Source organism: Streptomyces sp. NPDC001351, from assembly GCF_042896045.1.
Classification (GTDB): domain Bacteria; phylum Actinomycetota; class Actinomycetes; order Streptomycetales; family Streptomycetaceae; genus Streptomyces.
On sequence record NZ_JBIAWS010000034.1, the window covers coordinates 1 to 12,004 of the forward strand.

The 12,004-nt window shown below is 67.8% G+C and carries 13 protein-coding genes and 1 pseudogene; 9 read left to right on the plus strand and 5 right to left on the minus strand.

Annotated features, from left to right (window positions below; translation table 11 throughout):
- From ACFY1U_RS50715 to ACFY1U_RS50730, 4 genes and pseudogenes are all read left to right on the plus strand, one after another.
- Positions 1-296, plus strand: a pseudogene (locus tag ACFY1U_RS50715) (FAD-binding monooxygenase); the annotation flags it as partial.
- Positions 293-700, plus strand: coding sequence for an amidohydrolase family protein (locus tag ACFY1U_RS50720; RefSeq protein WP_390700898.1), 408 nt, complete (start codon positions 293-295; stop codon positions 698-700). The pseudogene ACFY1U_RS50715 and the gene ACFY1U_RS50720, both read left to right, overlap by 4 nt.
- Before the next feature lie 123 nt (positions 701-823).
- Positions 824-1,456, plus strand: coding sequence for a TetR/AcrR family transcriptional regulator C-terminal domain-containing protein (locus ACFY1U_RS50725; protein WP_351924628.1), 633 nt, complete (start codon positions 824-826; stop codon positions 1,454-1,456).
- 548 nt (positions 1,457-2,004) lie between these two features.
- The gene (locus tag ACFY1U_RS50730) at positions 2,005-2,235 is read left to right on the plus strand and encodes a hypothetical protein (protein WP_351924630.1); all 231 of its coding nucleotides are present in this window, start codon (positions 2,005-2,007) and stop codon (positions 2,233-2,235) included.
- Between the two features lie 120 nt (positions 2,236-2,355).
- On the opposite strand, the gene ACFY1U_RS50735 is transcribed toward ACFY1U_RS50730, so the two are convergent.
- The gene (locus ACFY1U_RS50735; RefSeq protein WP_390700899.1) at positions 2,356-3,372 is read right to left on the minus strand and encodes an alpha/beta hydrolase; all 1,017 of its coding nucleotides are present in this window, start codon (positions 3,370-3,372) and stop codon (positions 2,356-2,358) included.
- Between the two features lie 22 nt (positions 3,373-3,394).
- Between ACFY1U_RS50735 and ACFY1U_RS50740 the strand changes: the two genes are divergently transcribed.
- Positions 3,395-3,655 carry a hypothetical protein gene (locus ACFY1U_RS50740; RefSeq protein WP_390700900.1) on the plus strand — a complete coding sequence of 87 codons (261 nt, stop codon included), beginning with the start codon at positions 3,395-3,397 and terminating at the stop codon, positions 3,653-3,655.
- On the opposite strand, the gene ACFY1U_RS50745 is transcribed toward ACFY1U_RS50740, so the two are convergent.
- The 3 genes from ACFY1U_RS50745 to ACFY1U_RS50755 all read right to left on the minus strand — a co-directional run bounded on the left by ACFY1U_RS50745 (position 3,621) and on the right by ACFY1U_RS50755 (position 6,465).
- Positions 3,621-3,803 carry a response regulator transcription factor gene (locus tag ACFY1U_RS50745; RefSeq protein WP_390700908.1) on the minus strand — a complete coding sequence of 61 codons (183 nt, stop codon included), beginning with the start codon at positions 3,801-3,803 and terminating at the stop codon, positions 3,621-3,623. The genes ACFY1U_RS50740 and ACFY1U_RS50745 overlap by 35 nt on opposite strands.
- 390 nt (positions 3,804-4,193) lie before the next feature.
- Positions 4,194-5,372, minus strand: coding sequence for a DUF3500 domain-containing protein (locus ACFY1U_RS50750; RefSeq protein ID WP_390700901.1), 1,179 nt, complete (start codon positions 5,370-5,372; stop codon positions 4,194-4,196).
- Positions 5,362-6,465 carry a zinc-binding dehydrogenase gene (locus ACFY1U_RS50755; RefSeq protein ID WP_390700902.1) on the minus strand — a complete coding sequence of 368 codons (1,104 nt, stop codon included), beginning with the start codon at positions 6,463-6,465 and terminating at the stop codon, positions 5,362-5,364. Before ACFY1U_RS50755 ends, ACFY1U_RS50750 begins: the two co-directional genes overlap by 11 nt.
- Before the next feature lie 248 nt (positions 6,466-6,713).
- On the opposite strand from ACFY1U_RS50755, the gene ACFY1U_RS50760 reads away from it, so the two are divergent.
- The 3 genes from ACFY1U_RS50760 to ACFY1U_RS50770 all read left to right on the plus strand — a co-directional run bounded on the left by ACFY1U_RS50760 (position 6,714) and on the right by ACFY1U_RS50770 (position 9,477).
- The gene (locus ACFY1U_RS50760) at positions 6,714-7,499 is read left to right on the plus strand and encodes an SDR family oxidoreductase (RefSeq protein WP_390700903.1); all 786 of its coding nucleotides are present in this window, start codon (positions 6,714-6,716) and stop codon (positions 7,497-7,499) included.
- A gap of 34 nt (positions 7,500-7,533) precedes the next feature.
- Positions 7,534-8,469 (plus strand): dihydrodipicolinate synthase family protein, encoded by a 936-nt coding sequence (locus ACFY1U_RS50765; RefSeq protein ID WP_390700904.1) that lies wholly within the window; start codon positions 7,534-7,536, stop codon positions 8,467-8,469.
- Positions 8,470-8,571: 102 nt separating this feature from the next.
- Positions 8,572-9,477, plus strand: a complete 906-nt coding sequence (locus ACFY1U_RS50770; protein ID WP_390700905.1) for a LysR substrate-binding domain-containing protein — start codon at positions 8,572-8,574, stop codon at positions 9,475-9,477.
- 503 nt (positions 9,478-9,980) lie between these two features.
- On the opposite strand, the gene ACFY1U_RS50775 is transcribed toward ACFY1U_RS50770, so the two are convergent.
- Entirely contained in the window at positions 9,981-10,898 is a 918-nt protein-coding gene (locus ACFY1U_RS50775) for a LysR family transcriptional regulator (protein ID WP_390700906.1), read from the minus strand.
- A gap of 265 nt (positions 10,899-11,163) precedes the next feature.
- On the opposite strand from ACFY1U_RS50775, the gene ACFY1U_RS50780 reads away from it, so the two are divergent.
- On the plus strand, positions 11,164-11,916 hold the full coding sequence (locus tag ACFY1U_RS50780; protein WP_390700907.1) for an EthD domain-containing protein: 753 nt from the start codon (positions 11,164-11,166) through the stop codon (positions 11,914-11,916).
- Positions 11,917-12,004 lie beyond the last annotated feature (88 nt).

A 12,004-nucleotide genomic window follows, 5' to 3' on the forward strand; every position in this document is an offset into this window, starting at 1 on the left:
GCGCCACCCGGGACCTCGAACTCCTCGACTGGCCGACGACGGGCGCCCGGCTGAAGCGGCTCACCGTCGGGCCGCCCGAGGGCTTCTCCGACCCCCAGAACACGCTGCGCAGTGCCTACGGCCTGACCGGCGACACGCTGCTGCTGATCCGTCCCGACGGCTACATCGGGCACATCGCCACCCGGGACTTCCTCACCACCACACAAGCCGCCGTGCGGGCAATGACGCCTGGGGCAAGGAGCCGCACCATGTCCCAGCCGAGCCACACCTCCCCCGGTTCGGGGGCCACTGGATGAGCCGCATACTGCTGCGCGGGGCGCAGGTCATCACGATGACGCCGGACCGGCCGGACTCCGAGCACACCGATGTCCTCGTCAACGGCGACCGCATTGCCTGGGCCACGGTCGATGGGGCCAAGGCACTGGGCCTGGCCGACCGGGTGGGCCGTATCGAGGCGGGCATGCAGGCCGACCTGGTCGCCGTCGACGCCCGCGCACTCAACCTGTGGCCGGCACACGACCCCGTCGCCACGGCTCTGCACGCCGACATCGCCAACATCGAGGCCGTGATGGTGGCGGGCACCTGGCGCAAACGCGATCACGCGCTGCTCGCATCCGGCCTCGACAAGGTCAAGGACCAGCTACGTGAGTCCGGAGAACGGCTGCTGCACAGCATCAGGCCCGCGGGCTCTCCCGGCTGACACAGCGCAACGACCCCAGATGAACCGCGCCGACGGGCACGGCACCGCGTCCTCGTCGGCGCGACGGCCACGCGCCCCCCAGAGCCGCACGCCGCGGCCTCGTTCCCACAGCAAGAAGGTGCCGTGAGCAGCCCCATCCCGACTACCGCGGGGATGCCCCGCGACGCTCTGCACCAGGAGCAGATCGTCCAGGCGGCCATCGCCCTTCTGGACGAGGGCGGCATCGAGAGTCTGACCATGCGAAGACTCGGCAGCCGTCTCGGTATCACCGCGGCAGCCCTCTACTGGCACGTCAAGAGCCGACACGATGTGCTCCTGATGGCTGCTGACACCGTCTGGGGGCAGACACCTCTCTCCGCTCTCGACGGTCTCGAATGGCGTCCGGCCCTCCTGGCCATGGCGGACAACCTGCGTTCGATGCTCCTCAGGCACCCCTGGCTGCTGGCCACCATGACCGTCCAGCCTCTCGACGGCCCTGCCAGGGACCGCCATGACGAGCACCTGCTGGCGGTCTGCCAGGCGTCCGGCCTCACCAGACGGGATGCCGAGCAGGCCGCCCAGAGCGTCGTCACGTTCGCGATCGGCGCCGCCCTCGCAGCCACCCCTCGCCCGCATGTGTCCTTCGGCCTGCAGTCACTTCTCGACGGCGTCGAAGCCAGGCTTGCCGCCCGCACCCGAGTCGACACAGCAGACGAGGCAGACGCTCAGCTCGACCGCCGTCCTCTGAACCACCTGGATCCACCGCGTGGATTCTGATCTTCGGTATCGGAGCGCGTCTCACCTGCGCAAGGACGGACTAATGAACCGGTCCGACTTCGACGTCGACGTGATCGGCCGACCCGGAACCTCGCGTCGGCGTCCTGGACGGCGAGGCAACGCGGACGCTGCAAAGGCTGGAGTGTACGAGCGCGCAATCGTTGACATGCTCCCAGGCACCGGTGCGCAGTGGATGTCGCCGCGTGGCAAGGTGGTGGTCACAACCCTTCCGGCCGAGAAGCCTCAGTGTCATCCGTCGGCACCTGCGCTCGGCGCTTGCAGAGTGCGGAGCGACGGACGTACGCCTCAACCACGCTGTCACGTTCCTTGATGCACACGGCGAACTCGGACATGCGCGAGCAAGTATCGTCTTGGGGTGTGACGGCGCCAACAGCGAGGTACGCAAGCTCATTGGGGCCACGTTGGTCGGATCCGACTTCACCGACACATGGCTATCGACGAGCACCTGCACGGCATCCGGGACCCAGCTGAAGTCATGGCCGCCTCTTTTCGGATCGCCGCCCCAGCTGGCCAGGGCCCATCCGGAAGTGACCCGGATCCTGAACCGTCGTGGCCTGCAGCACATCCATTCTGAGATCGGACTCGCCCCCCGCGCCCTGCGGGACGTGGAGGAAGGCGTTGCGTCCGGCCGCTTCGACGTGCCCGATCCACTCGTCGCCCTCTCGGCGCTCGGTGAAGGCCAGCTGGCCCTCTGGGAACTGAGGTCCGCACGCCCCGATGTCAGCGCCGACGAAGCGCGGCTGACATGGCGGAAATGATCCTGTGCATGCTCGGTCTCCCCCGCGAGGAAGCACGCGAAGTCGCCCGGCGCCCCTTTCCCGCTCTCGACTGATCGAGCCGGCCTGGCCGTCGAGGCCGGTTCGGCATGTCCGGGGCGGTCAGGGCTTTGCCAGGGCAGTTCGCAGAGCGTCGAGGGCGGCAGCGCGGAAAGCGGTCATCGAAGGTGCTTTGCCGTCGAGCAAGGCATCAGCACCGTGGTACATGCCTGATTCGACCCGCAGCTCGCAGGCGACGCCGGCCTCGCTCAGGCGTCGGGCGTAGTCGACGTCTTCGTCGTGGAACAGGTCGATGTCGCCCACGCCGATCCACGCGGGCGGCAGCCCGTCGAGGTTCTTGCGCCTCGCAGCCGCAGCATAGGGGCGATCGTCGAGGTCCTGTGGCGGGCGGCCGAGGTAGGAGGTCCAGGCGAAGCGGTTGGAGTCCGGGGTCCACGTATAGATGGCACTGTCGGGAGGGTCGACGCGTAGAGCCGTGCGGTCGTCGAGCATGGGGTAGATGAGGAGTTGAAACCGGACCGGCACTCCTGCATCGTGGGCGCGCTGGACTACGGCGGCGGCGAGCCCGCCTCCGGCGCTTTCGCCGCCGACGGCGATGCGGGCGGGATCGATACCGAGGGCGGCGGCGTTGGCGTGAAGCCAGCTAAGCGCACCGAAGCAATCGTCCAAAGCTGCGGGGTACGGATTTTCGGGTGCGAGGCGGTAGTCGACGCTGACGACCAGAGCGCCCAGTTCGTCGGCAACGCGGCTGCACCAGGTGTTTTCCTGCCGAGCGGCACCCATGACGGTTCCTCCGCCGTGGATCCAAAGCAGCGCTGAGCGCGGTGCTTGGCCTTCTGCCTGGTAGGTGAGCACCTCGACGGGGAGGTCGCCGGTCGTGGCCGGCAGCGTGCGCTGCTCGATGCGGACGCCTGGCCTGGAGGCGGCTCCCGCCAAGGGCACGAGGCGGCGAGCGATGGCCAGAGTGACCGGGTTGCCGAAGTTCAGCGGGAGGAAGAGCACTGGGTGCCGCAGCTCGCGAGGGACTGCCGCCAGGGCGCGGCGACGTGTGCTGATCGCCGCAGCAACGCCGAAGGTTGCTGCGGCGCCCAGTTCGGCGAGGACTCGTCGGAGCGTCATGTAGTGCGCACCTTTCGTTCGGGTGGTCACGGTTCTCGGGTTCCAGGGTGGCGCCTTGACGGTCGGCCGCGGTTTCCAGTCCGGGCAGTGGTTGCCGCCAGATCTCGTGGGCCTCGTCTCTGGTAAGGCCGAACATCGGCAGCAGATCCTCGATGACCTGGTCGGCCGCTTCGGCGTCGTCGCGTTCGGGGTTGTCGTGCAGGAGTTGGCCGCGGCAGAGCGCCGCGTCCGCGAGGCCATGTCCCTGTTCACGCCAGCCAGGGCCAGTCCGTTCCCGCTCTGACGAGCCCTACTTCGGAGGCGAAAGCCACCGCCTGGTCGCGGGTCCCGGCACCGATCCTGGCGAGGATGCTGCTGACGTGTGACTTGACCGTGGTTGCGGCCGGATGCAGGTCCTCGGCGATCTCTCCGTTGCTCCGACCCGATGCGATGCGGGCGGGAACCTCACGCTCGCGTCCGGCGAGGTGGTGGAGCGGCCGCTGTCGTCCCGATCCTGGTCTGGGACGGAACGTTTCAGACGGTGAGCGAAGGTGTCGAGGAGTCTGTGGGGCACACTCGGCGCGATGACGGCGTCGCCTCTGGCCACTGCGTGGACTGCGGCGATCAGAACGTTGTCGGGCTGTGGTGCAGAGGCCATACGGACCCTCTCGGAGCCGGTGTCGGCCTCGCCGACGACGGTCAGTCCAGGTTGTCGTTCGAGGATTACGCGCGCGGCAAGACGTGGCAGGGGCTCTTCGTCGACGATCAGCAGGGTCATCATGGTGCTGGTTCTTTCGTGGGGGCCAGCGGTACGGGCGTCTACGGCGCTGCCCGGGTAGGCCCTACTCGTGTGCGATGTGTGCGCGGTGTTCGGCGAGCACGTCCAGTCCGAAGTCGGAGGTCAGGTCACGCCACACCGAGTGGGCATGGTTGGCGTACCGCTGTGTGTTGTCGTACTCGATGAGGACGCGAGGGTCCTGTACCCGGTAGTAGTGCGGTTCCCCGGCGGCCGTGCTGCCCGCCCAGCCGAAATGCACCGCGTCGAGGACGGTGTCAGAGGCGTAGTGGGTGTCGTAGGCGTCGGCGAGGAACTCGGGTGCCCGGCCGCTGTAAAGGCTGACGAGCCGGCGCAGCAGGTGCCGCTGCTCCTTGTTCAGATCGCGACCGCCGATGCCTTTGGGGGGAATCGTGATGGCCACGCGCGCGTGATCGTTCTCGGTGTATCCGCTGCCCGCTTCCGCCCGGCGGTCGATGTCGTCGACAAGCCGGTCCAGCTCAGGGTCGGCGAACCGGCCCCGCCACAGGTCCTGCATGTGCATCATCGTGTCGCCGTGTTCGACGCGTGGGCGGTTGCCGGAGACGATGTCCGAAACTGCGGACGGGTGGAGCAGGGCGCTTTGGAGTTGGCCCGGATCCAGACTGCGGACCAGTTGACGGGCCGTCTCCTCAGGGCCTTGCAAGGGCCGCAGGGTGCCTCCGATCAGCTCGGTGGTGGCCGGGTCGGCACCGATGAAGCAGGGGGTCGTGGAGACGAGCCGGCCGGCGACGACGAGGTTGTTCAGGGAGATGTGGTGGCCGCCGAACCGCCACGCCCAGACACGGTCGCCGGGGCGGCCGAAGATCCTCAGCCAGTACAGGCCGGGGTCGCGTCCGCGCTGCCGGCCCCAGTGGACCCGCCACCCTTCCAGCTGGTCCAGGACGTTCTCCAACCCCATCACGGTGGTGACCGTGGCGTAGCCCGGAATGGACAGTCCGGTGGCCACCAACTGCATGGCCAGGCTCTGTTGGCGAGCGTTCTGGTCTCGGACGGCGAGCCCGCCGTGTTCGGTGGGAGTGTAGAACCAGCGCAGGCGCTCGGCCTCCGCATCCGGGTGGAGCGGGGAGTCGTAGGCGGCGAGCGGGAGTTGGTCCTCGCTCAGGCTGTTCAGCCAGGCGGTGGCAGCATCGGCCATGGCGGCCGCTGCCTTCTCCCGCCCGGCTGCCAGGGCGTCGGGCACGGTGCCCTCCCGGTCACCGGTCACCGGCGGACTCCGGGGCCTCGGAGATGTCAAGCATGACCTTGATGGCGTTGCCCCGGCGCTCGGCGTAGGTGTCGAACGCCTCGGCGACGTCGGGCAGCCCGAAATGGTGGGTGACCAGTTCCGCGGTGCGCAGCCGGCCCCGGGCGGCCAGGCCCACGGCGCGGGCCACCGAACCGGTGCCCTCTCCGCGGACCGTCTGGATCGAGATGCCGTTCATCACGGCATGGTTCAGGTCGGCCCGTACGGGCTCTTCGAAGAAGCCGACGAGGACGACCTTCCCGGACCGCTTGGCCATGCGCAGCGCGTCGTCCACCGCACTCGGGGCGCCGGAGCACTCCAGGACGATGTCGGCGCCGATCCCGTCGGTCGCCTCCCGAACCGCCGCTACGGCGTCCTCCTCCCGGGAGTTGACGATCAGGTCCGCGCCGAAGGACTTGCCGATGGCGAGCCTGGCTTCCCGCGTGCCGGCCAGGGCTACGGTCCTGGCCCCGAGTTCACGTGCGACCTGTACCGCGAGCAGCCCTATCGGTCCGGGGCCGATCACCGCGACCGTGGATCCGACGAGCAGGGTGTCGAGCACGTCGAAGGCGTGCATCACGGTGCCCACGGTGGTGAGGACGACCGCGGCGTCGAAGTCCACGGTGTCCGGCAACCGGTGGAGGGTCGCCACGTGATTGAGCGCGTACTCCGCGAAGCCCCCGTTGACGGTCATCCCCTGCACACGGTGCCCGGTGTGCCGCAGGCCGTAGTTGAGGCAGTCCGTGTAGGCCCCGGCCAGGCAGTTCGCGCAGCGCATGCAGCCGCGGTGGGCTTCCGTCACCACCCGGTCGCCGACCCGGAACTCGTCCACGGCGCGGCCCACCGCGGCGACGACGCCGGCGTACTCGTGGCCGGGTACGAACTCGCCCGCGGCCGGGCCGCCGTCCTTGAAGAAGTGGCGACTGCGGATCTTCAGGTCCGTTCCGCACAGGGACGCCCTGCGGACGTGTACCAAAACGTCTTCCGGTCCCACCTGCGGCACGGGCAGCGTCGCGACGGCAAGGGTGCCGGGCTCACCCAGCACCGCGGCCTGCATGGTTTCCGGCAAGGACATAGGGGCCTCCAGTTACGGCCATGAACATGCGTCGGAAATCGAACCGAAACGGCCCTGTTCCCCACCTCATCTTGCACGCCGGCAACGCCTATTCCCTATTCGCGGCGCATAGGCATCCCTTATGCATGTCGCGAGAGATTCCTATTGGAGACCCATCACGACCTCGTGGCAGTGTCATTTGGAAACTACGGACGTAGCCGTCAGCCGTACGGCCGGGGAACGGGGCCACGCGCCCAAGGAGCGAAGCTGTGGATCTGGGAATTTCGGGCAAGACCGCGCTCGTACTGGGCGGGGGTGGGGGTCTCGGCGGCGCGATCGCCCAGGCCCTCGCCGCTGAAGGCGCCGCTGTCGCCGTCGCGGACATCAGCCCACAGGCCGCAGAGAGCACCGCCGAGGCGGTGGCCGACGCGGGCGGGAAAGCCGTGCCCCTGGAATGGGACCTCGCGGACCTGGGCGCGATCGACCAGCACATCGCGGCAGTCGAAGGGGCGCTCGGTCCCGTGGACATCCTGGTCAACAACACGGGAGGGCCGCCGCCCTCGCCGGTTGCGGGGCAGGACCCTGAACTCTGGCAGAAGCACTTCCAGTCCATGGTGCTGTCCGTCATCGCGATCACGGACAGGGTCGCGCCGCTGATGCGGAGCCGCGGCTGGGGCAGGATCATCACCAGTGCCAGCTCGGGGGTGATCGCCCCCATCCCCAACCTGGGGCTGTCGAACGCCTTGCGGGGCAGCCTGCTCGGCTGGTCCAAGACGCTGGCCCGGGAAGTCGCGGCCGAGGGTGTCACCTGCAACGTGGTCGTTCCTGGACGGATCGGCACCCAGCGGACCAAGTTCCTCGACCAGGCCAAGGCTGATCGGGAGGGCAAGTCCGTCGCGGAGACGTCCGCCGAGAGCGTCGCGTCGATCCCTGTGGGCCGCTACGGCGAACCGCGGGAATACGCAGCCGCCGTCACCTTCCTCGCAAGCGTCCAGGCCTCTTACATCACAGGCTCGGTCATCCGAGTCGACGGCGGACTCATCGCCAGCCTCTGAAAAAGACATCGGACTTCTGAGGAGGCAGAAAAAAATGGCACCCCTGGACCGCAACACCAATGGTGTTTTCGCCATCGCACCAACGCCCTTCGACGAGGAAGGCGCAATCGATTTCGACTCACTCAGCCGACTCGTCAACTTCTACGCAGACGCCGGCGTCACCGGACTGACCCTCCTGGGCCAGATGGGCGAAGCACCCAAGCTGTCCCACGAGGAAAGCGTGCGCATCGTCCAGCACGTCCTCAAGCGCACCGATCTGCCGATCATCGTGGGCGTCTCCGCACCCGGCTACGCCGCCATGCGGGCTCTCACGGTCGACGTCATGTCAGCCGGTGCCGGCGGCGTCATGATCGCCCCGCCGAACACGCTGCGCACCGACGACCAGATCGTGAGCTACTACGAGGGAGCGGCGGGCGCCATCGGCGCGGACGTGCCGTTCGTGATCCAGGACTATCCGCTGTCCTTCTCCGTCGTCATGTCCCCTGCCGTCATCGCCCGCATCGTGAACGCCGCGCCCGGGTGCGTGATGCTCAAGCACGAGGACTGGCCGGGCCTGGAGAAGATCAGCGCACTCCGGCAACTCGAAGCCGACGGAGCGATGCCCCGCCTGTCGATCCTGTGCGGAAACGGCGGCCTCTTCCTGGACTTCGAGACCGAACGCGGAGCCGACGGAGCGATGACGGGCTACTGCGTTCCCGAACTCCTCGTCGACGTGGTGCGCCACACCGCCGCCGGCGACCGTGACGCCGCCCATGACGTCTTCGACACCCACCTACCCCTGCTGCGCTACGAACAGCAGCCGGGCATCGGCCTGGCCGTACGCAAGTACGTCATGAAACGCCGCGGAATCCTGACCTCCGACACCCAGCGCAAGCCCGGGGCCGCGCTGTCGGCGCGTGCCCGCACCGAGGTCGACTACTTGCTGTCCCGGCTCACCCGCAAGGACAGCAGGGTTGCACTCACGGCATGACGCACACGCGAGCTGCGTGCCATGCCGACTGATCCTGAACCACATCGGATGTGTGGTCACAGCACGAGCACTGGGCAACGCTCGGCCGAGTAACTTGATCACATGCAGCTACGTCAGCTGGAGTACTTCCTCGCGGTCTGGGAGGCGGGCTCCTTCAGCAGAGCGGCTGCGCGGCTCTATGTCACGCAGCCTTCGCTGTCCCAGCAGATCGGGGTCCTGGAGAAGGAGCTGGGCGCGGTCCTGCTGGAGCGCGGCCGGCAAGGGGTGACGCTGACTCCCGCGGGCCGTGTCTTTCTGCCCCGAGCACAGAACGTCGTCCGCGCGGTTCAGGACGCGCAGGACTCGGTGCGCGAGGTGGTGGAGGGCCGTCAGGGCGACGTCCACGTCCTGACCGTACGGTCCGTCGCCTCGGGGATCCTGCCGCCGTCCGCGGCGCGCTGGCACTCGACGTACCCCTCCACCGTGCTGAGACTGCACGACTACTCCCACCGCCGGGACCTCGAAGAGGCCATGCGCAGCGGCCAGGGCGACATCGCGGTCGGCCCACGGCCCGACCCGTGGGAGGGACCCGTCATCTCCCTGGGATACGAGGAGATGGTGGTGACCGGCTCGGCCGAACACCCGGCGGGGACAGCGGCCGATCCGGCCGAACTGGCCGCTGCCGACTGGGTGCTCTACGAGCAGGAACAGGGCATGAGCGAAGTGGTGGACCGCCTGGCAGGGCACCTCGGGTTCACACCGCGCGCCGTCGCACGCACGGGCCAGGTCTCCGCAGCGCTCCTGTTCGCGGTCGAGGGGATCGGTGTGACGGTGACACCGGAGAACGCGGTGCCGCTGCGCTGGTCGAGGCACGCCCGGCGGATCGGGCCCGGCTATTTCCGGGAGCTGGTGGTGTTCAGCAGGAAGCTCCCCTCCCAACTGGCCGAGCGGTACCGGGACATGCTCACCACTGTGGAGTTGCCGCTGACCGCGGAGCGGGATCTACCAGAAGGAGCACTCCGCTTCTAAGCTTGACTCTGTCGGGGATCTTGGAGTTTCCCGGTGCGGCAGCAAGATCGACGGGCAGTACTGCCCGTACGGTACGAACTGGCACCGGGGGTGAAGCTTCGGCACCCCGAACCGGTCCGGGAGGCGAGGGGCGAGGGGAAGGGGCTGCTGGCGACGCTGCGGAGGGTGATGTTCGGGGCGAAGAAGGAGAGTTGAGGAGGGGGCCTTTCCCTCGGGGGCCCACCCGTCATGAGCAGTGATGCGGGGCACCGCCAGGCGCACCCTGGCCCGTCGAGGCTCTGAAAGAGATTGCGGGCTCCGCATCATTCCGCTGCGGTGGGTGACACCGGTCCGCATCCGCCACCGTATCCGTCGAGCAGCTGCCGCCGGGTCCCGCACCGCCGGACGACCCCGCTTGACGCGCTGCGGCAACAACGCCTCCAGCCAGGCCCATTGACCGTTCGCCAGAAGACCCTATTCGCGGCCTTCAGCCTTCGGAGAGGTGCTCGCTCCAGCGCGGTCGATCACAACGGCCGGGGCAACCGGCTCACGTCGTCACACTGCGCGGCGGCGGACACCCGGTCCCGGAACCAGCAGTGGGCCGGGTCGTACGCCCAGCGCGGAGACCACGCCATCGCCATGACGTAGGGCCGGGCGAGGGACGCGGGGACCGGGGCAGGGCGCGTTCCCGTCGGCCCGCACCACGTGTCCGCCAGCCGCCTGGGCACGAGCGCGGTGAGATCCGCACCCGCCACCAGCGGGAACAGTATCGCGAAGCTCTCCACCCGCACGGTGATCGACCCGGCGAGGCCCTCCCTCTCCAGCAGCTGGCCCGGCGACCACGGCATCAACGGTGTGTCGTAGCAGACGGCCCACCGTGCCTGCGCGAGATCGTCGCCCTCGGACTGCCGAGTCGCGCTGACGATGCGCACCCACTGGTCCTCGTAGAGGTCGAGCGACGGAGTCCCGTCCGGGAGCGCGGCCCGGGGCACGATCACTGCATCATGCCTGTCGATCTCCTCGACGATCCCTGCCCGCATGTCGTTCGTGAGCAGATCCAGGCGGATACGTGCACCAGTGCCGTGCGCCGTGACCTCGCGCACCAGTGACGTGGCGAGCGTGCTGCAATCGTAGTCGGAGAGCAGCAGGGAGAACTCGCGGTCGAGCGAACCTGGTTGCAGGCCGGCGTTGGCCCCGAAGACGCCGTCGAGTTCCGCGGTCAGCAGTGAGACCCGGTCGCGCAGGCGCTCGGCCAGCAGCGTGAGCTGGGTTCCCTGGCCGGGGACCCGGACCAGCAGTTCATCGCCGAAGTGCCTGCGCAGTCGCTTGAGCGCCGCGCTGCAGGCCGGCTGGGAGAGGCCGATACGGTGCGCCGCGGCCGTCACACTGCGCTCTTGGAGCAGCGCGTTCAGCGGCACGAGCAGATTCAGATCGAGACCCATCACGTTCCAACTTCATCCATGCGGTGAATGAAACCCATAACAAAGTTCCACTGTACAGATGGAATGGGGTGTGATGAGACTAAAGCAGCGGCCGCGCCGAGCACGCGCCGCCGCAACGGATCGACCATTCGCGAGCAAGTCGGAAAGACCCAGGGGGCTGAACCACCCAGCAACAACGGCGTTTCCTCGCCACCGCTTCCAATCGGCCGCTTCAGGTCGCCCCACCTCCAGGATTCTCCCTGGGTGCAACGTATCGGAGTGAATCATGATCAAACTTATTGTCGCGGCCCGTCGCCTGCCGGGCATGACACGTCAGAAGCATTGGCAGCATTATCAGAACGTCCATGCGGCCAAGATCCTGGCGGGCCCCGCCGATATGCTGGCCCACCTCTCAAGGTATGTACAAAACTTTGTGATCGACGCTGCCTATGGCGCACCGGATGCGGCACGAGTGGAGCCGGCCGAAATAGATGTCGTAAGCGAAATCTATAACCCCTCGCCGGAAGCGGTAGGTCTCCTGACGTCGCACCCCTATTACCTTTCGGTTATCCAGCCGGACGAACACCTCTTCGCCGACGGGTCGGCCCTGAAGGTGCTGGTGACAGCTGAGGAGCGTGAGCAGGTTGCCGTGCCCCGGCGCGGTGCCGTCAAGCTTGTCCATTTCATAGCCACGCGCGACGGTGTCGACCGGGAACAATTCTTCACCGCATGGCGTGCGGCCTCGCAGGCGATTGTGGCTGATCCTTCATTGTCGCCCGCGCTGTGTGGCTACACCCGCAGTCATGCACTGCCGGTGCCCGAGGAAGCGACGCGCGATCTTTTGGGCGGCGCCCCCATAAATGTCCATGCCGGCGCCACAAGCATCTGGCTGGACAGGGCAGACGACCTTTCCGGCGTCGCCCGCTACCGCGAGCTCTTCGACGAAATCATGGTCTCGGCATCGGACAGCCTGGTCGATGCCTCTCAGTCCATGTTCCTGATCGTGCAGGAACTGGAACATTACCCGTATCACGCCTAGCTTGATCTTTAACGTGTGCTGTCGAACGGTGCGTCGTACTTGATCACTCGGTTCGGTAACTGCCGTACGCGGAAACGGCCTTCGCCTG